Origin of the sequence: Nitrosopumilus sp. (assembly GCA_029862745.1) — an archaeon.
In the GTDB taxonomy this organism is placed as follows: Archaea; Thermoproteota; Nitrososphaeria; order Nitrososphaerales; family Nitrosopumilaceae; genus Nitrosopumilus.
The window spans coordinates 1-22,872 of record JAOTWS010000014.1; the positions used below are offsets into that span (position 1 = coordinate 1).

22 protein-coding genes and 1 tRNA gene are annotated in these 22,872 nt (G+C 34.9%); 12 read left to right on the forward strand and 11 right to left on the reverse strand.

The genetic code is table 11. The features are described 5' to 3' along the window. Positions 1 to 4: 4 nt before the first annotated feature. The gene (locus tag OEM44_10450) at positions 5 to 1,321 is read right to left on the reverse strand and encodes an HD domain-containing protein (GenBank protein MDH3517212.1); all 1,317 of its coding nucleotides are present in this window, start codon (positions 1,319 to 1,321) and stop codon (positions 5 to 7) included. 435 nt (positions 1,322 to 1,756) lie between these two features. Between OEM44_10450 and OEM44_10455 the strand changes: the two genes are divergently transcribed. Then, a complete protein-coding gene (locus OEM44_10455) occupies positions 1,757 to 3,091 on the forward strand; it encodes a multicopper oxidase domain-containing protein (protein ID MDH3517213.1) in 1,335 nt (444 codons plus the stop codon). On the opposite strand, the gene OEM44_10460 is transcribed toward OEM44_10455, so the two are convergent. After that, a complete protein-coding gene (locus OEM44_10460) occupies positions 3,088 to 3,225 on the reverse strand; it encodes a hypothetical protein (GenBank protein MDH3517214.1) in 138 nt (45 codons plus the stop codon). The genes OEM44_10455 and OEM44_10460 overlap by 4 nt on opposite strands. A 1,129-nt stretch (positions 3,226 to 4,354) precedes the next feature. On the opposite strand from OEM44_10460, the gene tfb reads away from it, so the two are divergent. Together tfb and OEM44_10470 are read left to right on the forward strand one after the other, a co-directional pair. Beyond that, positions 4,355 to 5,281 carry a transcription initiation factor IIB gene (gene tfb / locus OEM44_10465; protein ID MDH3517215.1) on the forward strand — a complete coding sequence of 309 codons (927 nt, stop codon included), beginning with the start codon at positions 4,355 to 4,357 and terminating at the stop codon, positions 5,279 to 5,281. 342 nt (positions 5,282 to 5,623) lie between these two features. Beyond that, positions 5,624 to 6,493: a hypothetical protein gene (locus tag OEM44_10470; GenBank protein MDH3517216.1), complete on the forward strand. Its 870-nt coding sequence runs from the start codon at positions 5,624 to 5,626 to the stop codon at positions 6,491 to 6,493. Positions 6,494 to 6,702: 209 nt separating this feature from the next. On the opposite strand, the gene OEM44_10475 is transcribed toward OEM44_10470, so the two are convergent. Then, positions 6,703 to 8,145, reverse strand: a complete 1,443-nt coding sequence (locus OEM44_10475) for a hypothetical protein (GenBank protein ID MDH3517217.1) — start codon at positions 8,143 to 8,145, stop codon at positions 6,703 to 6,705. 171 nt (positions 8,146 to 8,316) lie between these two features. On the opposite strand from OEM44_10475, the gene OEM44_10480 reads away from it, so the two are divergent. Next, positions 8,317 to 8,661, forward strand: coding sequence for a hypothetical protein (locus OEM44_10480; GenBank protein MDH3517218.1), 345 nt, complete (start codon positions 8,317 to 8,319; stop codon positions 8,659 to 8,661). Position 8,662: 1 nt separating this feature from the next. On the opposite strand, the gene OEM44_10485 is transcribed toward OEM44_10480, so the two are convergent. The 4 genes from OEM44_10485 to OEM44_10500 all read right to left on the reverse strand — a co-directional run bounded on the left by OEM44_10485 (position 8,663) and on the right by OEM44_10500 (position 12,334). After that, positions 8,663 to 10,051, reverse strand: a complete 1,389-nt coding sequence (locus OEM44_10485; GenBank protein MDH3517219.1) for a hypothetical protein — start codon at positions 10,049 to 10,051, stop codon at positions 8,663 to 8,665. Between the two features lie 62 nt (positions 10,052 to 10,113). Then, positions 10,114 to 10,188 (reverse strand) — tRNA-Arg (locus tag OEM44_10490). 33 nt (positions 10,189 to 10,221) lie between these two features. Next, positions 10,222 to 11,064 (reverse strand): DNA repair protein, encoded by an 843-nt coding sequence (locus tag OEM44_10495; GenBank protein MDH3517220.1) that lies wholly within the window; start codon positions 11,062 to 11,064, stop codon positions 10,222 to 10,224. A 1-nt stretch (position 11,065) separates the two neighbouring features. After that, positions 11,066 to 12,334: an MBL fold metallo-hydrolase gene (locus OEM44_10500; GenBank protein ID MDH3517221.1), complete on the reverse strand. Its 1,269-nt coding sequence runs from the start codon at positions 12,332 to 12,334 to the stop codon at positions 11,066 to 11,068. A 111-nt stretch (positions 12,335 to 12,445) separates the two neighbouring features. On the opposite strand from OEM44_10500, the gene OEM44_10505 reads away from it, so the two are divergent. After that, positions 12,446 to 12,658 (forward strand): hypothetical protein, encoded by a 213-nt coding sequence (locus OEM44_10505; protein MDH3517222.1) that lies wholly within the window; start codon positions 12,446 to 12,448, stop codon positions 12,656 to 12,658. Between the two features lie 140 nt (positions 12,659 to 12,798). Then, entirely contained in the window at positions 12,799 to 13,101 is a 303-nt protein-coding gene (locus OEM44_10510; protein ID MDH3517223.1) for a 4Fe-4S binding protein, read from the forward strand. Positions 13,102 to 13,139: 38 nt separating this feature from the next. On the opposite strand, the gene tgtA is transcribed toward OEM44_10510, so the two are convergent. Then, positions 13,140 to 14,651: a tRNA guanosine(15) transglycosylase TgtA gene (gene tgtA, locus OEM44_10515; GenBank protein ID MDH3517224.1), complete on the reverse strand. Its 1,512-nt coding sequence runs from the start codon at positions 14,649 to 14,651 to the stop codon at positions 13,140 to 13,142. Between the two features lie 31 nt (positions 14,652 to 14,682). Then, positions 14,683 to 15,231: an AAA family ATPase gene (locus OEM44_10520; protein ID MDH3517225.1), complete on the reverse strand. Its 549-nt coding sequence runs from the start codon at positions 15,229 to 15,231 to the stop codon at positions 14,683 to 14,685. Positions 15,232 to 15,304: 73 nt separating this feature from the next. On the opposite strand from OEM44_10520, the gene OEM44_10525 reads away from it, so the two are divergent. After that, positions 15,305 to 16,492 (forward strand): redox-regulated ATPase YchF, encoded by a 1,188-nt coding sequence (locus tag OEM44_10525; protein MDH3517226.1) that lies wholly within the window; start codon positions 15,305 to 15,307, stop codon positions 16,490 to 16,492. Between the two features lies 1 nt (position 16,493). Continuing rightward, entirely contained in the window at positions 16,494 to 17,477 is a 984-nt protein-coding gene (gene kae1, locus OEM44_10530; protein MDH3517227.1) for a KEOPS complex N(6)-L-threonylcarbamoyladenine synthase Kae1, read from the forward strand. Here the strand turns inward: kae1 and OEM44_10535 are convergent. Continuing rightward, complete coding sequence (locus OEM44_10535; protein MDH3517228.1) at positions 17,471 to 17,797, reverse strand: hypothetical protein; 327 nt, start codon at positions 17,795 to 17,797, stop codon at positions 17,471 to 17,473. The two genes, kae1 and OEM44_10535, sit on opposite strands and share 7 nt — an antisense overlap. A gap of 37 nt (positions 17,798 to 17,834) precedes the next feature. On the opposite strand from OEM44_10535, the gene OEM44_10540 reads away from it, so the two are divergent. Both OEM44_10540 and rdgB read left to right on the forward strand, forming a co-directional pair. Continuing rightward, positions 17,835 to 18,455 carry a KEOPS complex kinase/ATPase Bud32 gene (locus tag OEM44_10540; protein ID MDH3517229.1) on the forward strand — a complete coding sequence of 207 codons (621 nt, stop codon included), beginning with the start codon at positions 17,835 to 17,837 and terminating at the stop codon, positions 18,453 to 18,455. Beyond that, positions 18,439 to 19,005 carry an RdgB/HAM1 family non-canonical purine NTP pyrophosphatase gene (rdgB, locus tag OEM44_10545; GenBank protein ID MDH3517230.1) on the forward strand — a complete coding sequence of 189 codons (567 nt, stop codon included), beginning with the start codon at positions 18,439 to 18,441 and terminating at the stop codon, positions 19,003 to 19,005. The genes OEM44_10540 and rdgB overlap by 17 nt, the downstream gene beginning before the upstream one ends. Here rdgB and twy1 read toward each other — a convergent pair. After that, complete coding sequence (twy1, locus tag OEM44_10550; protein MDH3517231.1) at positions 18,965 to 19,996, reverse strand: 4-demethylwyosine synthase TYW1; 1,032 nt, start codon at positions 19,994 to 19,996, stop codon at positions 18,965 to 18,967. The genes rdgB and twy1 overlap by 41 nt on opposite strands. Before the next feature lie 126 nt (positions 19,997 to 20,122). Between twy1 and OEM44_10555 the strand changes: the two genes are divergently transcribed. Continuing rightward, a complete protein-coding gene (locus OEM44_10555) occupies positions 20,123 to 22,564 on the forward strand; it encodes a thrombospondin type 3 repeat-containing protein (GenBank protein ID MDH3517232.1) in 2,442 nt (813 codons plus the stop codon). A 12-nt stretch (positions 22,565 to 22,576) separates the two neighbouring features. Next, positions 22,577 to 22,872, forward strand: a 296-nt coding sequence (locus OEM44_10560; protein ID MDH3517233.1) for a thrombospondin type 3 repeat-containing protein, incomplete at its 3' end; no start/stop codon positions are given.

Consider the following 22,872-nt stretch of genomic DNA (forward strand, 5'->3'; position numbering starts at 1 on the left):
GTCTTTAGAGTTTTATCCTGTAATAGTCCCAGTGTTCAGGATCAAACATGGTCACGAATTCTGCATTCTCCTTGCTTACGCGTTCACGAATCACGTCACGTAATCCGAAGCTAGTGAGATACTTGTACCCGTTAGACCTTGCTTTCTCGTAAAACAACTTTCTGAGTTTAGAACCTCCCTCCAAACCCCAATAGCCCATTTTGAGGGAAATCGGTTCTAAAAATATCGTATTTGATTGTCCGTAATTTTCGTCGTACACTTCTTTCGGTAAAGAATATCCTTCAAGCGGACCTCCCTTTCCAAACCCCACAATTTCTCCATCATCATCACCTGTCCTGATGGAGACAAAAACAGTATTCTCATTTTTTATTGAATCAGTGAATCCTATTCTGGTGAATTGTAGGGGTTTGGGCATTTCATCATAAATGGAGAATATCTTGCTGATGAAATAATTATCACTTCTTTTTTCCGTTGACTCGACGATTGTAATTAATTTTAAGCGATCAAGGATGCATTCGTTTTGTATTCGAAGTTCCTTCTCTCGTAATTTCATAAAGGAGATGACGGCATTCATGAAATTCTTTCTCATTTCGTTTGGAAGGGAATGAAGCACTGATTGACACATGTTGGATTCATTATTCAAAAGATCCTCAAAATAGCTAACTGATCTTTGTGTAATTAATGATGGATGCCATGTTAGTGCATGGGCGTTTTTCTTTGCCATTTCAAGGGCCTTTGAGAAATCGCCCAGAGCATAGCCGCTTATTCTGTCAACAATCGAAAGAAACCATCCCAATCTCATAAAGTGTTCTTGTTTTTGCTCATCGTTTTTTGTAATGTCTGAATTGTTAAAGCATGTCTTGATTTTTTCCTCTGCTTTTTCTCGAAGTTCCCCTTGCCAGGGATACGTTGTTCTAAGAATCAGGACTTTGATCAATTCAAGATCCAAATCCGTCTCATTCAATAATTTCTGTAGTTCTCTGTCCAAAGAGATGAACTGTATCACGCTGTCCTCATGCGGCTTGTCTACACTCTTTTGAGGATCAAAATCATGAAACAATGATGCGGTGTAAAGGTATTCCAGGTCCTTTTGGTCAATTTCAAACTTTTTTCTTGCCCCTATAGCTGCAAGTAGAGTAATGTAAGTTACCTCCAGTTCATGCTCTATGTTATGATAGCCATAATATTCAGTTCCAAGTCCCTGAGTTTCAAATAATTTTATTGTGTAGTCTAACATTTTCTTAAAGCACGCCTTGTCTAATTTTTCAGAATTTGCCAAAGTGACTATCTCATTTCTCAGAGCTTGTATGTTGGAGAACAAAGGATCTATCTAGATATTGCGCATTCTAAGGTTTAACCTTGCTTATCTGTAAAATTAATTGGAAAACAAAAACGAGAATTTTTCACGAGTGTACCCATGCAGATTTGTTGGAACTAGGACAACAGGAAACGATTACCATTTATCCGAATAAGGAAGGAATCTACAAATATTTTGACAACAGAGAAAGACTCGAACATCTGAGGATTTCTTGAGGTAAAGACTGTAGTTCATAGTGATGAATTTATGGGGATTTGGCGTGATTTGATATGATTTGTTTTTCTAAACTTCGAAAATATTCTAATATTGTCTAGTTTCTTATTATGCTGAAAGGCATTTGAGCATCTGACCCTTTATTATACATTATAATGCCATACATAACCAATGACTAATACTAATACGGTAAGGCCGATCTGGCTAATATCTATCGGAGTGATTATGGGTGTCGGTTCTGCAGCAATCTACTTTGTAGAGATGGCAGATTCTGACATCACAATCCAGGCCGAAAACCCGCAGATAATGACTGCCGGAATTACAATTGATGACATTTATCCAAGGGCCGAAAACCCAAACCCTCAGAAGAGAAGCTATACGCTGATTGCGCAGGATGCGGAAATTGAGGTATCAAAGGGAGTAAAGGCGAAGGTCTGGACGTATAATGGAACAGTTCCGGCACCAACATTACGATTTGATGAAGGTGACGAAGTTGAAGTCAAGTTTGTAAATGATACACCATATGCGCATACAATTCATTTTCATGGAACGCACAACTCTGCAAATGACGGAGTGTTTCCAATGATCAATCCAGGAGAGGAATACATCTATTCATTCAAGGCACATGAGGCAGGATTCTTCATGTATCATTGTCACGCGTTTCCGACAACAGAACACGTGAGAATGGGAATGTTTGGTGCAATGATAATTGATCCAGTGCATCATGACATGGAACCTGCACGAGAATACCTCTTTGTACTAAGTGAGTTTGACCCAGATGATCCGCTTGCGACATTTACAAAGTTCTACCCCATCAACGGATATGCAAACCAGTACATGGACAATCCGATTCAGGTGGTAGAAGGTGAGCTTGCTCGATTCTATGTGATGGGAATTGGGGGAGTACTGCAATCACCGTTCCACGTTCACAGTACAATCTTCAAGGTGTGGCAGTCCGGGATACTCTGGAACGAGCCACACTGGGCGCAGACTCACCTTGTCGGAAACGGAGATACCGCTATAATTGAGGCAAGCTGGGACGAGGCAGGCAGGTACCTCTTCCACGTTCACGGAATACAAGAAGAACGTGGCTCCATGGCAATACTTGATGTGCTGGAGAATGACTCTGAGCTGAAACCACTGGAACAACCAAGCAACAGTCCTGGAAGCAAGTCAATGATTCCATGGCAGGAGGACTTGCTGTACCAACTGGAGGATCCTCAAATCATCACATACGATGACCTGGGCTCTGCAGGAGTACCCATCTCAACACATGATGCCGTATCTGCAGACAAGGTATCAATCGTAAAGGACTCTTGGAATCCTGAGATTACGGAATCGTATGCACCAATTGCAGTGAAGGTGGAACCTGATACCACGATAACTTGGACTAATGATGACATTGTGGTGCATACTGTAACTGACCAGGAATCTAATTCATTTGATTCTGGATTCATCCAGGCTGGTGCAGACTGGGATTACACCTTTGACAAGTCTGGCAAGTACAACTATTACTGTACATTGCATCCTTGGATGAAAGGCGCAGTGGTGGTAGGCTAACCGCTTATCTCCTTTCTTTCTTTTCTTTTGTTGTGCCGGTCTGTCAATTTCTTAATCCATAGTAGGCTTGTAATTGTAACAAGAACGATGATAACTATTGCTGCAACATGAATTGTATTTACATTGTTTCCCATACCTACTCCCTTCTTTTCAAGAATATACTGTCTAACTTCTTCATGGGATTTGTCTCAGAATTGTGGTAAATTTTTGATTGTATGTAAGGGAAAGTTTCGTGGTTTTCTGTCCTTTCCTCTTTCTCTGCTGCGCTTTCTTCTTCCACTTGCAGTTTATTCTACATCACTAGTTTTAGTTATCAATCCGGTATCATCATTTATCATTCTAGCATCTTGATTTATCAATCCGGAAGTATTCTCTATCTTTCCAGTCATTATTTCATTATCACCTCCTGGTCAATCATGGCTCTTCCATTATTCCAAAAATTTCCCGAAACAATGTTCGAAAACACCTTTTCCAACCTTTTGACGATACCTTTCTGAAGTTTTATTTGAGATTCTTTGCTTCTGATTTTCTTTTGGATTGCAATCAAGTTACTTCTTGATATTCCAAATCTTCACCAGTAATATCTAAAATATTTTCAATCTTAGATGTTAACCATCATTTATCTTCTAGGTTCTTTTCCATTAGTGTAAAGCATTAAAATTCTTACATAGTATAAATGGATCTGGCTATAATTAGAGGATCTAAACTTTTCCCCTGTAATATGTATTCCACGTAGGTACTAAATTATATCGCTTAACTATATCCCCATTCTGTTGTGCTGGGAATATAGTTAGTGTTGTAAATTCGATACTCACGTGGAACAAATAATAAAAAAAGAGAGATTCAAAATTAAAAATGAACAGCTAGAGTTAGTTCTTTTTTAACTTAATCTTAAATCCTTAAGACATTTTTCATAATCTTCGCTTGTAAGAGTTGATTCAAAACAAATCTGTTTGATGCTTTGAGGCGGATACATAGGAATGAGGGTAGCTCCCATTATCATGGCTACAAAGAAGCATGTCCTGATAATACTATCTGTCATCATACCTAAAAATTACTATGTCAACATGACTTCAAATTATTCAATAATGATGAAAAAACTAAACGAATATTCATTTCTCTAAAATCTGGTTTTTATTTTATGATGTTGTACTAACTTGCGGTAGTAATCTACAAGAAAACATCGAGATATTAAGAGTATCGATGGGCATTGGTCAAAGGATTGATGTTTGATTTTGCAAGATTGCTATCTAGATTTTTTAGATGGTTAGGGTACCTATAGTTCAAGAGATTGATTCTCAGAAAAAAAGAAATTCTTCGTGTACAGATAGCACTACAATTACAGATTTTGAAACAGGGGAAATGATCTGTCAAAACTGCGGAGTGGTTTTACAAGACAAAATTTCATTTGATGGAAGAGATGATAATATGTTTACACATAGCACAGATCATTCTCAGGTTGGCAATAGATCAAATCTCAGGTTACACGACATGGGGCTGGCAACAGTCATTGACAAATTCAATAATGATTCCAAAGGAAGGCCCATAGAATACAAAATGAGGCAGGAAATGAGAAGAATACGACTATGGGATACAAGAAGTAAAGCAAAAAATTCCGCTGAACGCAATCTAAGAATGGCCTTATCTGAAATGGAAAAATTAAAACAAAAATTATCTCTGTCTGATGCCATCACGGAACGATCTGCATATCTCTATAGAAAAGCTGCTAGATCTCAATTGATCCGTGGCAGAAGCATCAAAGGAGTAGTTGGGGCATGTGTGTATGTAGCATGCAGAGAGATGGATACTACACGTACAATCATAGATATTTCAAAGAACCTTCAAGAGCCTAGAAGATCCATTGCAAAAAACTATAGAATGTTGTTTCAAAATCTCCGACTTGCTGTATCTGTACCAGATCCAATCAAATGTATTGTAAAAATTGCAAATAATTTAGAAACACCTGAGAATACAAAACGAGAGGCAATACACATTTTCGACACTCTAAAAGAAAGAAAACTAACTGCAGGTAAAAGACCGGATGCTGTTGCAGCTACTGTCATCTACATTGCAAGTGTCAAAACAGGTGTAAATTTATCCCAACAAAAGATTTCAAAAATTTCAGGAATATCTGTAGTGACTATTCGTAATAGGTGTCAAGACTACATAAAATATGTTGAATTGTTTTAATTGTAATGTGTCATATTTCTCCTGACCTTTTCTATTTTGATATAATTCTTTGTTCCACGTGGGTCTTAATTCTAAACCCTAAACTATATCCCCATGCACATTGTGCTTGGATACTTGTCTAAAAATGCGATATGGGAATCATCTTCATACAAAAGATGTCCATCTCTTTTTCCGTCTAAGATGTCACAAAATGCACATTGTGTTCCCATACAAATTTGAATCAATCTTGTGTGAAAATAGAATCATCCTCTAACTTTCAGAAACATCAAGACAGTCAAAATATAACATTTTCATCTGAATCAATAGAATCTCTTTAATTCCAGTCTGAACAATGTTCACGTTATGGCAAAGATATCATATACTCTATCTAAAAATTTTAGAAAAGATACCATGCTATTGCTTGAGAAAATTGTTGTCATGATAGATGACTATGAGAGAAAGGGATATCGTATGACGCTAAGGCAGTTGTTTTATCAGCTGGTATCTCATGACATATTGCCAAATGACCAAAAAAAGTACAAGAAACTCAGTACGATAATTAAAGATGCTAGGATGGCCGGATTAATTGACTGGGATGTAATAGAAGATAGAATAAGAATTCCAACAATGCCAAGCGAATTTGAGAATATCTCTCATCTAGTCAAGGCCGCCATCTCATCTTACAGGCGTGACAGGTGGGAAAACCAAGAATATTACGTAGAGGTATGGGTTGAAAAAGATGCTCTGTCAGGCGTACTAGAACCAGTAACCAGAAAATATCACATACATCTATTGGTGAACAGAGGTTATTCCTCAACTAGTGCTTTACATGAATCCGTATTAAGAATTAAACAACAACAGGATAAAGAATGCGTAATCTTGTATCTGGGAGACCATGATCCCAGCGGCAAGAACATGATAACTGACATCAAAAACAGACTGAAGCAATTTCAATGCGATGCCACAGTAAGGAATGTAGCTTTAACAATGGAGCAGATAAAACAGTATAATCTTCCACCAAACCCTGCCAAAAAATCGGATCCACGTTCAGACAAATACATCAAAAGACACGGTAATTTATCGTGGGAACTAGATGCTCTGACTCCTGAAGTGCTAAATCAACTGGTGTCATCAAATATTGAAGAGTTTTTGGACATGGATGAATATCAAAGAGTAATAGACCAGGAAGAAGAAGAGAAGGTGGAACTAGTCCAAGTTACACAAGACATATAGTTTTAAAATCCATAATTTTAGAAAATCAGTTTATCTTGATTAACCCTAGTATCTTTTAGTATGATAATACAGAATTCATTATTTAGAATGGGAGGTGATATCTATTATCCAACTAAATTTTCCTGGTAACTGGTATAGTTCACCAGTTTGGTTCACCAGAACAGTTCACAAAAAAATCATATTTTACAATATATAATAAAGTGTGGGAACTATGCCAATGAACCGTCTTGGCGAACCGGCATAATTGTGATTCTATTTCTTTGGTGTGGGTCTATTTCCTCTAGAATTTCTTGTATCTTGTCTTGGGTATCAACATAGCACCACATCTCTACTCTAGAAAACCACTCAAGACTCTTTGTCATGTTTGATTTTACTTGTTGAGGATGTGATCTGATTTCTTGTGGAGATTCTATCTCTATTGCTACTGAATTTAGCACATCAAAGCTATCGTTATCCAGTATTGGAATTGATATGCAGTCTGGCTGCTCTATTGTGATGTCCTGTCTTAGCACCTCAAAATAGTCTTCATTATCCAGATGATGCTTTTTTGCCTGCTGAATCAGGAAAAATGACTCCATTCCGCCCTCTCGTTGGTTTTCCAGAACTGGATTGAACAATTTATCCAGATTTGGAGAAAGCTCAAACTCTATTCTGGATAGTTCTCCCTTGTTCATGGTGACTAGTCCCTGGTTTGCCAGATTTTGCAGCCGTTGTTTGACTTGTGATTTGTTGACTCCAGACAGTCCTGAGATTTCTGACAGATTTGGTCTGTAAGACTCGTTTCCTATAGTTTGCCTGTTTTTGAGTAGATTGTGAATCACAATGCACAGCTTGTGGGATTTTGGCCTGTATTCTGAGAAATTTGCAGATGCCATGTGCAGTATCTTTTGGCTTTTTTGTGTGTCAGTTGGACCGGAAGATAATGTAGGAATCTCTTCACTGTTGATTTTGTCATCAATATCTTTTGTATGTGATTCTTTGTTGTCTTGAATTGTACTGTTGATATCATCATTGTCATTTTCTTCCTCTCTTTTTTCTTCTAGCAGCTCAGCAATTCTCTCTACAACTCTGTCTGCAATTTCCTCATTGTCACTTTTGCACATATCCAGTGTCTCATTGCAATATCGATAGACTTGTGGAATGTGTTCATCAACTTCTTGTTTGACTGAATCTCTGGCATAGTCCTGTATCTTTTTGTCTAGCTCAAGTTTTTGTGCAAAACTGTTCATGTGATTCTGAATTGATTGCGCATCATCTTTATGATCATTCTTTATTGATGCAGTTTCTTCTTTGAGATGTGTTATGGTTTGAGATAGTTGCTCAGACATGGAGTTCATCTCAAAACTGAACAAATCTGTACCTCTCTCTGTTCCCTTTGAGAACATCCTCCATGACACCAGAAAACAAATTCCTACCAATCCAAGTACCACTATTGCATCAATTTGTACATCAATCTGTACTAGCGGTAAGATAACAATACCATCAAACACTGCAATTCCAAGTATTATCAAGAATCGTACAGTATTCTCCTCGGGTCTGAATCGTTGCATCTTTCCTGATTGCAAGGAACCACCTATTGCATATGGCAGTCCTACTGTGGTTACAACTGCTACTATCAAAAATATAACATCCAGTATATTCTGTGGTTGCATGATCATCTCAAATGTAGTTCCCTGGCAATTGTATAGTAAGCTGATTTTGTTATTGTTGTATTTATGAAATAGTTTGCAGTATGACTTTTTTTCATGAAATAGGATAAACCATTTGTATATAAGCCAAATTTTTCGTAATTCTTGCTTTTATGCAAATCATCATACCACACTATGAAAGAAAAATATTCAAATCAAAAGAAATTACAAGCAACACTTGATAGATTGCAAAAAGTTACAGGCAATAATGGACAATTCGATGTCACATGGTTGCCCCTGGATAATTCAGAAATAGAAGGCAAGGTTGAAGGGAACACCATCATAATATATTCAAAAAATATTACAGATGCACTAGACACATTGCAGCATGAATTTGTTGATTATGTTACTAGTCAGGCAATAAAACCCTACATCACACTAGTCAACTCGTTGATGTCCATTATTACAAAAGAGGCATATGAGACAAAAGAAAAATCTGTGGAAGCATTGTTGAAATTAATTAATGATTCTAAAAAATAATTTATTTTCTTCTTCTAATAATAATGCGATTCTTCGCTAGTTCCTTTATTGGTTCCCAACCCTGACATATGTGATGTAACAGCTGCTCATCATTTGTTATTATCTTTCCATCGTATCCTTGCTGTTGTTGTTTCACTTGAGGTACAGACATTGCTTTCATTATCTCTTGTCTTATTGCATTTGTTTCCTGTTCTGTGTCAAATTTTTTTATATCTTTTGTATCAGTTATTCTTTGTTTTTCTATTTTGATTTTTACGGGATCAATTCCGTAAAGCTTTGCCTGCTCACGCCACATGTCAAGTAGCATCTCCTTTTTGTTTTGAGCTGAATTGTTGTCACTGTTTACCGTACACAGAAACTGTTGACTCTCCGAATATGTCCTTCTCATGTCTGCAATCATCTCATCAGTCAGTCTTCCCTTGTTTGTAGTGTATCTTGCCTCAATGTCTCCCTTGTGACCCATAAAGAACTGCCTGTATGCATGAGTCATCTTTCCATGGCTTTCTGCAAGTAATAGTTGTGTGTCAAAATATGCTCGTAAGACATATGGTCTAACTTTTGTTATGCTCCATATTGCTTTTCTAATGTCAGATGTAATTCGTGGTGTTGTGATAAAGCTGGATTGATTTTGAATTTTGTATCTTCTCCTAGAGTGATATCCTTGCTTCAAAGATATGACTGGTGAATGTAAAGTAAGTTTTTCACCATCTGAAATCCTTTTTCTCAGATAGCCTAGAACATATTTGCAGCCTTCTGATGGCAAGAATGTAAAGTACTTGTTTTTTGTCTTGCTAAGTGATGCCCTTACTGTTACCATTGCAGGAACATGTGCAAAACTAATTGACTTGCCATCTAGTTCTATTACCAAGTCAGGTAGATCAGCTAGCTTGAGACCATCTGTACCATCATAATTTCCCATTACCTGCGGTCTTATTCCTGCAAAGGCCATCAAACTGATACTAGAACGAGTTCTAGGACTTGACACATTTAGAATTGATTGTAGCTGTGTCTTTGTTGGTACTTGTTCATCTTGTATGTTTACTGGAATTCCGGCATTTGCAATCTTTATCTTTCTTTTCAGCTCGATATAGTTGAATATCAGCCATGACTTTATTGATTTGAGTATCCCATCAATATAGTTTGGTGCATAGTTTTGTAATTCCAACCAGGATACATGATCTAATAACATGTCCTCTATCTTTATGACATCTTTCTTTCCAATCTTTACAAGCTTGGCAGGCGTGGTGTTTGTTCTGTAACAGAATAGATTCAATCTACGCAATCGGATATCTGCATTTAGCTTGCTACCTCTGCCTGTGTTCTGGTACCAACGCCTGACGTTATCATCTTGCAGAAGATCTTTTGTTGCAATTTTCTTTTTATTAGACATCATTTTTCTCCATGATGTCATGTTTCATTTGCTTAAAAGCAGGTCTCGAATCCTGGAGGAAACGGGCCCAAAGGGCTTCGATCCCTTGGCCATTGGATTAGAAGTCCAACACTCTATCCATGCTGAGCTATAGGCCCAAAAACCTAGCAATTAATTACCATTTTAAGGGTTTACAGCCACTTCTTTTTGTAACTCTCTCTTTCCATTTTAAAGAGAAATTGTTGTGCATAACCTGCATACTGCCCAAAATGATTTACAATTTTTTCATGAAGGATGTCATATTGTTTATCTGTAATTGTTTTAGTTGTAATTTGAAATTGATCTGAATAGTATTTTTCTAAAATTCTTATCATCCATCTATCTAATGGAAATGCCTCTAACTTGTTTAAGGAAAATAATAATATACAATCAGCTACCTTGTTTCCCACTCCATTCACTAAACAAATATTTTCTTTTGCATCATGATAATTACATTTTTCCAAGTACTTAAAATCAATTTTTTTCAAAAAACTCATGTTTGCAGCTTCTTTGATAAATTTGGCACGATAGCCAACACCACAATCTGTAATTTCGTTTATTGATGCTTTTGCTAGTTTTTCTGATTTTGGAAATAAAAAAAATTCCTGATTCTCAAAGTTTACTTTCGTTCCAAATTTTCTAGAAATCCTCTCTAAACTATTTTTAATTTTTTGAATATTAGAGTTTGATGATATAATAAATGAAATCAAGCATTGAAAAGGATCCTGATCAAGTAATCTTAGTCCTAGATATTTTTTTACTGCATTTTTTGTTGTATTATCTATGGAAATTGATTTTATTATTTTCGTCATATCATCTCTTTTTCTAAAAAAATCCTGTCTAGTATTTTGATATGATTTGATATTTCCTAAACCATCCACTCTTAGAACATCTTGACCATTAACCCCATACCAATAATGCTGATTTTTTTTCCATAGAAATACCTGTCCACTATTAATTGAATTTTCAACACTTATTGTACACTTATTTTCCATCTCATATGATGGTTATTTCGTCATTGACTTTAGGTGCATATGTCTCCAAACCAAATTTCTCATGAATTTCTTGGGCAAACATTTCACATGATTCAGTATCTCCATGAACTGCCCAAACTTTTGGATTTCCCTTGATATTCTTAATCATATCAAATAATTCTTTTCGATCTGCATGTCCTGAAAATTCAAATTGTTTTATCTCTGCAGCTACTTTAAGATCTTTACCTCTAGTTGAAACCGTACCTGTGTCAAGTAATTTTTTACCTGGAGTGCCTTCTCCTTGATATGAAACAAGAGCTATTCCATTTTTACTATCGAAAGATAACTGTTGTAAATAGTAGACTGCATTTCCGCCAACCAACATTCCTGCAGGTGATATCACAACACAAGGTTCCTCCATCGCGCGCTTTCTTTCAGAGTGCTCTCTAATTGAAGTTGCATGTCTTATTGCATCTGAAAACACTAGAGGATCCCTTAGATAGTCTAGATGTCTAAACATTATCTCATTTACTTTTAGCGCCATTCCATCCATTATAATTCGATGTTTGAAGTTTGAGCTTCTTAAAATACATGCAATCTCTTGTGAACGTTCCACTGAAAATGACGGGATGAATAATATCCCTTTTCTATCTACTACTTCATTCGCAAACTCTATTAATTCAGTCTCAGATTCTTTTCTAGGCTTTTGTTCCGTTTTGGCATATGTACTCTCAGTTATTAGTAAATCAATTTCACCAATGTCTAAATCCATTTCTCGTAGCATTCTTGAACCGTTTGTTTTAATATCTCCAGTATAGAAAAGTCGTTTTTTATCTGATTCTACTAAAACTGTGCTTCCACCTATCACATGTCCTGACTCCCTTAATTCAAAAGTTGCATTACCTTTTGTAACTTTTTGTCTAAATCCTATCTCCTTTGCATTTTTCATCATATTTTTTACTTCAGGTAAATCAAATGGATGTGAATTTTTTTCAATTTTTAGCATGTCTTCAATTAACAATCTTGATAAATCAAATGTTGGAGGGGTGGCATAAACATCTGTATTTCCACTAACAAAAAGCGATGGGACATTTCCTGAATGATCTAAATGAGCATGAGTTATGATAATTGCATCTAGATCCTTCGGTTTTACATGAAGGGGATATTGAGGAGGCGATCCCCTTCTTCCAAATAAAACTCCGTAATCAAGTAAGATCTTTGTTCCATTACAATCAACTAAAAAACCAGATCTGCCAACTTCATTAGCAGCACCTAAAATTTTAACATCCAAGAATTAAAATAATTTTTATCTACCTTAAAACCTTCTTGAGCTTATTAGATCATTATATCTATTATGGAATCTACAAAAGCTTTAATTAGTGTAAGCTAAGATTCGATCCTCATGGGAAGAAGCTTCCAAGAATGGTTAGGACAACAAGATCAAGCCGTCGTCGCTAAAACACGTGCTGGTGACGAAGCAAATAAACCACTCCTAAACCAATTAAACTGGATCTGGGTTAACAATCTGATGAAACAGAAACCAGACCTGAATCCATCATCTGCAGAACTACTTGACTGGGTAACCTCTGGTCAAATTGACGCAATGAGAAAATAAACGTGTTAAACACGTTATCTTTTTGTTTTTTCAATTTCTAATCTGGATTCTGCGCATGAATTTTTCACGGATCAATTTCATAACAGAGTTATGAATTTCAATCATGGTTTAAATAGCTACCAAACAAAGTTATCATTGTAATGCCAATAGCAATACTTCCAGACATTGATGAACAAAGATGTATCGGATGTGCACTATGTGTAGAAATCTGTACAACTCTTGGTCCAGATGTCCTTAGAGTAAAACCTGTTGAAGGCTGGAAGAGAGGTAAAGCATTTGTTTTCTATCCAGAAAGATGTATTTCTGATGGTGCATGCATAGGTGTATGCCCAACAAAATCAATCTTTTGGATGAGACCAATGAATTACACAGCTGGACAACCAGTACCTCTTCACAAAAACGGTATCTTCATCAAGGGTTGGGCAGAAGACGCAGCACTATAAGCTGAATCTTTTAGCACATTCTTTTTTCTTATTTTTAATTAGACTAATGATTTTCGCTTGATTTCTTTTGGTAGTATTTTTACAAAATATTTTATGAACTCATCATTTTTATCATAATGAATTTCTGAAAATGTGTTATTGCTAAAGAAAATGTTCCATGTTTTTTCAAAAGTTGGAAATTCTTTCGGATCAAAATCTACTCTGGAAGTTTCATGATGTGCAGCTGGAAATATATCTGAAATTTCAATTGGAATTAATCCTAGTTGTGGATTATACTGGCATACTTGGATTGAATCAAAATCTTTGAATTTCTTTTTTAATTCAATATATTGATGTGACAAATATCCTGGTTTTGTATTGGATTCTTTAGTGATTACAAATTTCTTTTTCTTTGATTTAAATTTTCTAACCATGTTATGATATGATTGAACCTCTGGTCTAAATTGATCTTCGCTACTGTATAAGAAAATAGCTCTTTCTTTGAATTTTGGCGTACTCAAACCTAGAAATTCATAATTTTCAGTCATTACTTGAACCATCTCAAATAATTTTGGATGGGCTCTTGCCTTTTTAATTACATATTCCCATAACCTTCCTTCATGGATTGCTTGTTTTACCTTATCTACCTCAAGTTTTATTGAATACAAATTATGAATTGCTAACTGATTGATCTTTTCAGTTTCTTCTAGTTGTCTAAATTCTTTTGGGGTGTATCTTTGACATATTTCACAATTACATGGGAACACAGCAATGTCTTCTAAATAACGTGTCCCATCATCTGTGATGTATCTTAATTGTTTGGCATAAAGCATGTATGATGCTGAATCAAATGTATCACATCCCAAAGCTATTGCAAATGGTATGGTTAGTGGATGACCTGCTCCAAAAAGATGTAAAGGAATAGAATGCGGCATCTGTTTTTTTGCAGCTATTATCATCTGTGCCAATAATCTATACTCGTATGACTCCATAAATTCAACTGGACTACCTAACGCAAGCATTTGAAAACCCATATCGACTAAACTTTTTGTAGATTTTCCAACTAGATCAAAATGTTCTCCTCCCTGAATTGGACCAATCCAAATTTGACCATTATCTTCACTGTCTTCAAGAGTTTGTTTAGAAACTTTGAGAGTATGCTTAACATACTCTTCTGCTTTTTTTATTGACATTCCAAATCCTGTTGGTTTATCAAGTGGAATTGCAAAATCTGTCATAATACCTTTCTCAAAATTTGCCATTTCAGATGGAGATACTTTAACATCTCCGTATTCTAGTACTTGATAACCTCCTGAATCTGTCATAATTCCATGATTAAATCCTATAATCTGATGAATTCCTTTTTTTATTGCTTCATCACCATAGTTATTTTTTGTAATGTATGCATTTGTTATAACTAAGTCAAATCCTATCTCTTGAATTTTTTTAGCTGAAATTGTTTGTTTTACAGGATGAATAACAGGAACATATGCTGGTGTGTCAATTTTCCCATGATTTGTATATAATGTACCAATTCTTCCGGCAAGATCAGTTTTAGAAATTTCAAACAAGTAACTAAACAAATTAAAAGGCGTTATTTAATCAATCACCAAAAAATTTTCCTAAATCGTTATTTTTTGTTACCAAATCAAGCCAATCTACATCTTCACTGGCTTTATTAATTGAAATCAAGCTCATGACTTTCTCTACTGTCTCTTCAATCCTTCCCCAACTGTTTTTAATTTGAAAAGTTTTTTCATTGAATTTATTTATTGCATCATGTACAATTATACCTAGTATCTCACTACCAATATTTTCCTTGGTCTTATTCTCTGTGTATCTTCTTTTCTTGTAGACTGAGATTAATTCATAGGGATCTCTTCTTAAAATAATCATTATCCTTACTTGATTTGTATCTAAAACATATGGTGCTAAATGTCCAACAATCAGATTTTTTTCAGAAATTTTATTCTGAAGAATTTTTTTTAGTTTTTCAACATTAACATCATTAGTATCTTCATTTTTTTCAAATAATCCTTCATTCTTAGCAACTTCATTAATATCAATTATTGATAAATCTAACCTTTGAGCAATTTGATGTGCAATGGTGTGCTTACCTGTACCTGGATTTCCAGAAATCACTATTGACATCATATCAAATCATTATTAATTGAATTAAATGATTTCTGCAATACTAATAAGTAGAATTATCTTTTTGATAATATTGCAAATAGGCTTACTAGGTAAAGCGAATGTTGGAAAATCAACATTCTTCTCTGCTGCTACTGAAACACAAGTGGCATCTGGTAACTTTCCTTTTACAACAATTGAACCAAATATAGGCGTCGCATTTGTTAAAGCAGATTGTGCCTGCAAGCATTTTAAGATTACACATGAAAATGAATTGTGTATTAATGGTACACGCTTGATTCCTGTAAAACTCATTGATGTTGCAGGATTAGTTCCAGGTGCACATGAAGGAAAAGGACTAGGAAATCAATTTCTTGATGATTCAAGACAAGCTGAAGTTTTAATTCACGTAGTTGACATTGCAGGAACTACTGATATTCAAGGACACCCAGTTCCAGTTGGAACTCATGATCCTCTAGAAGATATTGCATTTGTTCAAGATGAATTTGATCAATGGTTTGCAGACATTCTCAAAAGAGAATGGGATAAAATTATTCGTGAAATAGATCAAAAAAGAGCAAAACTTACTGATGGTATAGCAAAACGATTCACTGGGTTGGGGATTAAGGATTATCAAATACACGAAATATTACAAAAATTAGGTCTTATTGCTAAAAATCCTAAAGATTGGGAAGAATCTGACATTCAAACATTTGTCAAAGAATTAAGAAAAGATACAAAGCCAATGATCATTGCCGCAAATAAAGCAGATCTCTGCAGAGATCTTGAAGTTCTAAAAAAAATTCCAGAAATTGTAATTCCTTGTAGTGCTGAAACTGAATTATTATTACGAAAGGCAACAAAGTCTGGAATCATTAACTATTCTTCTGGTGATGAAAACTTTACCATTGTTGAAGGTAGAGAAATTGCACCAGCACAAAAAAAAGCACTTGATTTAGTAAAGTCGGTATTCTCTAAGATTCAATCTACTGGAATTCAAAAGATCCTTAATACTGCTGTTTTTGATTCTTTAAAGTTCATTGTAGTGTATCCTGTAGAAGATGAAACAAAACTAACCAATAAAGATGGTATTATTTTACCTGATACAAAATTACTCCCACAAGATTCTACTGCAAAAGATTTGGCAGGTTTGATTCATGCAGATATTGCAAAGGGATTTTTACATGCAATTGATTGTAAAACTAAACAACGGATTAGTGGTGATCAAAAACTAAAGAACGGAGACGTGATTAAAATAATATCAACACTAAGTAGAGGATAACATGCTAGGATTGGGTATTGAAAGCACAGCTCATACATTTTCATGTGCTATTATTGAAAAAAAGGGAAAAGAAGGGAAAATTCTTTCTGATATTAGAAAAATTTATCGTCCTGCAGATGGAGAAGGAATTCATCCACGAGAAGCATCACGTCATCATATTGAGAATAGCTCTTTGGTATTATCTCAATGTCTCAAAGAGGCACATGCTACTATTACTGATTTAGATATTATTTCATATGCTGCAGGTCCTGGATTAGGTCCATGTTTACGTGTTGGTGCAGTTATTGCAAGATCATTGTCATCATTTTATAAAATACCTATATATCCTGTGAATCATGCAATCGGTCATATTGAATTAGGAAAATTACTAACTGGTGCAATTAACCCTTTAGTACTTTTGGTATCTGGAGGACATACTATGTTACTGGCATTTCTTAATAAACAATGGAGAGTTTTTGGTGAAACCTTGGATATCACATTGGGTCAACTTCTTGATCAGTTTGGTCGATCAATTGGATTTGCATCACCATGTGGAAAAAATATAGAAGAACTAGCCTCCACATCACTAAATTACGTTCAACTACCATATTCTGTCAAAGGAAATGATGTTTCTTTTTCAGGCTTGTTATCTGCAACAAAATCTGTAGCAAAAAAAAGTAAAGTTGATGCATGCTATTCCATTCAAGAAACTGCTTTTGCCATGATTAGTGAAACAGTAGAGCGGGCATTATCATTTACAGGTAAAAAAGAATTGATGATTGTAGGTGGTGTTGCAGCTAACAAAAGATTATCTGAAATGCTTAAAGATGTATGTAAAAGGCATAAATCCAAATTTTTCGTGGTTCCATTACATTATGCTGGTGATTGTGGTAGCCAAATATGTTGGACTGGACTTTTGGAATCTCAAGTTAAAGAAGGTACTTTACTAAAAGATACTTTTGTTACACAATCCTGGAGATTAGATTCAGTTAAAGTTGACTATTGATTTTTGTACTCAGTAACTGCCCTGTCAATATTTTTGAGCCAATCTTTTGTATTGAAAACTCCAAACTTGAAAGTTTTTTCACCTTTATCTGTTTTTACAGCAAAACAAACTTTTTTTATAAATAATCCTTCTTTCCATGTTTTTGTAACCTTGTCTAGGGAAAATTCCATTATTGTTTCTCCAAAATTCTTTGAAAAATCCATAATTCTTGCATTGGTTTTGTCAAATGCTAATCTCTTATTTGTTAATGTGAGAATACCTGCACCTAAATTATCCTCACTACAATCTTCTTGTTTTATTCTTTTTTCCCCTTCCTCCATGATTAATTTTTATTGAATTCTTTTGGATATAATGTTAATGAAATTGTTGAAGAAAGGCGCAGAAGCTGATATTTATGAAACTACATGGCAAAATTCTAAAGCAATTCTTAAAATCAGAAAAACAAAAATTTATCGTAACCCTATACTTGATTCAAAAATACGTAAACAAAGAACAATAAAGGAATCTCAAATGCTATCTTTTGTAAAATCATTTGGAATCCCGACACCCCTTGTGTATTTTGTAAACTTGAAAAACTCCTCGATTATAATGCAAAAAATTCCTGGTAAACCTGTTCATGATTTAGATGAATTCAAAATTATCGAATTATTAAAAACTATTGGAAAATTGGTTGGTACAATGCATAAAAATGGTATTATGCATGGTGATTTGACCACATCTAATTTTATTTTATTTCAAAACACTGTTTTTGTTATTGATTTTGGTCTGTCTCAAAACACAATAAAATCTGAAGATCATGCAGTTGATTTGAGATTAATTAAAGAAATTCTAAATAGTGCTCATGCTCAAATCATGAAACAATCTTGGAAAAATTTCTTACTAGGATACAAGTCCGTAGTTGGTAATGAATATTTTACAAAAATTACTAAACTAGTTTCAGAGATAGAGAGTCGTGGTAGATATGCAGAAGTCGTTTGATATTTTTTTTGCATCCTCAAATAATCATAAATTTCTAGAAGCAAAAAACATTCTAGATACTTTTGGAATAAAACTTCGTTTCTTCAAATTGAATTTGGAAGAGATTCAGTCTAACTCTCTTAAGGAGATTGCGTTGAAAAAAGCAAGAAATGCTTATTCTAAATGTAGAAAACCAATAATTGTAGAAGATGATGGTCTGTTTATTGATTCACTTGGAGGTTTTCCGGGTCCTTATTCATCGTATGCTTTCAAAACTATTGGAAACAAAGGAATTCTTAATCTGTTAAAAAATAATAGAAAAGCAAAATTTATTTCAATTATAGCTTATTGTGATAAAACAATAATAAAATATTTTGATGCAAAACTTGATGGTAAAATATCAAGGTATCAACAAGGACAAGGTTGGGGATATGATCCAATCTTTGTTCCAAAAAATTTACAAAAAACTTTTGCTGAAATAAATAACAAAAATGAATTTTCTCATAGATATAAAGCATTAAAAAAATTTTCTAATTGGTATTTACATAAGTTGAAATCCAACGATCAATAAATCGCTCGTTATTTTGTAAAATTGAAATTCTTGAAACAATACTTTCATCCATTATTGAAAATATTTTACTCTGTTCTGCAACTTGCTCACTAAATTTTTTTATTTCTTCCATTTCCAACATATTTGAATGCTCTAATCTATTAGTTGAACGTCCAATATGCATGTATGATTTAATTTCAATAAAATGTGGACTTGCCTTTCTAAACATCTCTGCAAACGCTGGAATCTTTTCTTTCTGGTCATTATAATTTCTAATCAAAGTAATTCTTAGAACTGTTCTTGTGTTCAAATTCTTTAGCATATCAAGTGTTCTGTTCCATCTTTCCCATGAATCATCATATTTTGGCTTGTTTATTCTCATAAACGACTCATAATCTGCTGCATTTGTTGACAAATACAATTGTGTTGGTAAAGCATCTTCTTCTTGTAATCTTTGAATCATATCTGGCTCTTGTCCGTTAGTTACAAGAAAAATTGATTTTGTTGACTCTAAAGACTTCAGATATTTGATAAGTTCTGGGAGTTTAGGATACATTGTAGGTTCACCCGAAAGTGAAATTGCATAGTGACTTGGCAATAATGATTCATCTAATCTCTGTTTATCATTTCTTGAATCTCCATAGTATCCATTAATCAATTTTTTTCTTTCAACCATCAATTTTGTTAAAATGTCTTTAGGTTCTGCAACATGCTCTGGTTCCATTTTTAATGAATCATAGAATTCCATTGGTCTCCAACAATACACACAGCGATTTTCACAATGCATTCCTGCTGGAGAAAACTCCATACATCGATGAGTTGAAATTCCATAAAATTTGTGTTTGTAGCAACTTCCTTCATGTTTGAATGATTTTTTTGTCCAGTGACAAAGTTCTACTGTTGAATGATCTGCCACTCCATATTTTGCTTTTTTTAATTGCTTTGATATTGCTGGCCTGATCTGGATTAAGCGATCTTCTTCTTCTTCAATTGTTTCCCCTGAGCAACTCATGAGTTTAAATCTCGTTTTACTTTACTTAAATTGATCGAGATATCTGTCTGACTTGGAATCTCGTGAAATTCTTAGCCTTTTTTAGAGTGAGGTTTAATAACTGGATCCTCGAGGTGTTTTTAGGCATTGACAAAAACACGTTCGTTATCCTTCCTATTGTTGCTTGTAACTACCTTAACTAGTGTACCCATTAATTCAGTTTTTGCTGTTGATGACTTGGATAATGATGGTGTTGATGATTCTATAGATGCATGTCCTAATTTACAGGAAGACTATGAAAGTACTATAGATGGTTGTCCATCAAATTTTATTCCATGGTATGATGAAGACTATGATGGCATAGAGGATCATATTGATCAATGCCCAAATCTTAAAGAACATTACAACAGATTCCAAGATGAAGATGGCTGTCCTGATACACTTCCAGGAACTGGATCTGGAGGAGCACCAGATTCTGATGGTGATGGATTTATTGATCTAGTTGATAATTGTCCAAATCAACCGGAAACTTTCAACGGTATTTTAGATAATGACGGTTGTCCTGATTCATATGGCTCTGGAGATCGTGATTTAGATGGAATTCCAGATTCTGTAGATGCATGTCCACTAAGTGCTGAAACTTACAACAGATTCCAAGATGAAGACGGTTGTCCAGATACTGTTACTGATTCTGCTTTTATTGATACTGACAATGATGGTATTCAAGATAAATTTGATTTATGTCCAAAGGAACCTGAAGTGTATAATGGATATAGAGACACTGACGGTTGTCCTGACGTTGCATTAGCTACTTCATTTAGTGATAAAGATGGTGATGGTATTGCAGATAAATTTGATATCTGCCCAAATCAACCAGAAACTTTCAATAGATTTGCAGATTATGACGGTTGTCCAGATTCAGTGCCTTCATCTATTGGAACATTAAATGATGCAGATGGTGATAGAATAATGGATGTAGATGATGTATGTCCGTTAGATCCTGAAAGATATAATGGCTTCCAAGACGATGACGGTTGTCCAGATATTCCTCCTTATACTAGTGATGTTGATTCAGATCTTGATGGAATTCCTAATAGTGTTGATCAATGTCCTCAAGTAAAAGAAACTTACAACAAATTCCAAGACGATGACGGTTGCCCTGACTTTGTTACATCTAATAAAGGAATTCCCGATACTGATGGTGATGGAATAAATGACTTTTCAGATTTATGTCCAAATCAACCTGAAACTTTCAACGGTGTATTTGATAGAGACGGTTGCCCTGATACTGTTTCTACATCTGATAGAGATCAAGATGGAATTCCAGATGTATTAGATGCATGTCCGACTGCTAAAGAAACTTACAATGCTTACCAAGACGATGACGGTTGCCCTGATACTGTATCTGCACTATCAAACTCAGATTTTGACGGTGATGGAATTATTGATTTGAATGATAAATGTCCGCTTGAATCAGAGACTGTAAATGGTTATCTTGATCAAGATGGTTGTCCTGATGAAGACGTGCTGGATTCAGATGGTGATGGTATACGTGATTCACTAGATCAGTGTCCTTCATCTGCTGAAACTTGGAATCGTTACCAAGATTATGACGGTTGTCCAGATAACCCATCAGAACCTGATTCTGACTTTGACGGTATTTTAGATTCACTAGATCAATGTCCTCTTACAAGAGAACGCTACAACGGTTACCAAGATGATGACGGTTGTCCTGATTATCCTGATTTAAAAAGTGGTAGAGATTCCGACTTTGATGGAGTTGAAGATGATTCTGACAAATGTCCTTTAATCCCTGAAACTTATAATAAATTCCAAGATGATGATGGCTGTCCTGATACACTTCCAGGAACTGGACCTGGAGGAGCACCAGATTCTGACGGTGATGGAATTAATGATTATAAAGATCATTGCCCAAACCAACCTGAAACTTTTAATGGAATTCTTGATTTAGATGGATGTCCAGATAATTATATTTTAAAAACTGATAGAGATCAAGATGGAATTCCAGATGCAATAGATGCATGTCCAACTGCTAAAGAAACATGGAATAAATTCCAAGATGATGACGGCTGTCCAGATATTATTTCCAAATCATTTGTCGTTGATTCAGATAATGATGGAATATTGAATATCCATGATACATGCATACTGGAACTTGAAACTTATAATTTCTTCCAAGATGATGACGGCTGCCCAGATGTTAATAACATACAACCTGATTCTGACGGTGATGGTATTCCAGATGTAATCGATATGTGTCCCACACAAAATGAAACATGGAACAAATATTTTGACACTGATGGCTGTCCAGATACTTTACCAGTTGGAAATGTCATAATTGATAGTGATGGTGATGGAATAAACGATAATGTTGATTTGTGTATAAATGAAAAAGAAACCTGGAACAAGTATCTTGATAATGACGGCTGTCCAGACATTGCACCTGAGCAGTCAAGATACAAGCATGATGCTGATTTGGATGGTATTATCAATCAAAATGATCTCTGTCCATTTGATCCTGAAGACTATGATGGAGACAGAGATACAGATGGATGTCCTGACCAATAGGTGTATCGAAGAATGAAAAAACAATATCTTTTAGGATTTTTGATTTTACTTACTACCACCATTGGAATGTTTCCAAGTGGAGTATATGCTAATGAAGCAATTGATTCTGACGGTGATGGAGTTCCAAATAACCTCGATTACTGTCCTCATCTTCTAGAAGACTATGATCCACAATATGGAAATAACATTGATGGTTGTCCAGCAGACTTTGTACCATGGTATGATGCTGATTATGATGGCATTCAAGACCACATTGATAATTGTCCAACTGTAAAAGAGACATACAACAGATTCCAAGATGAAGATGG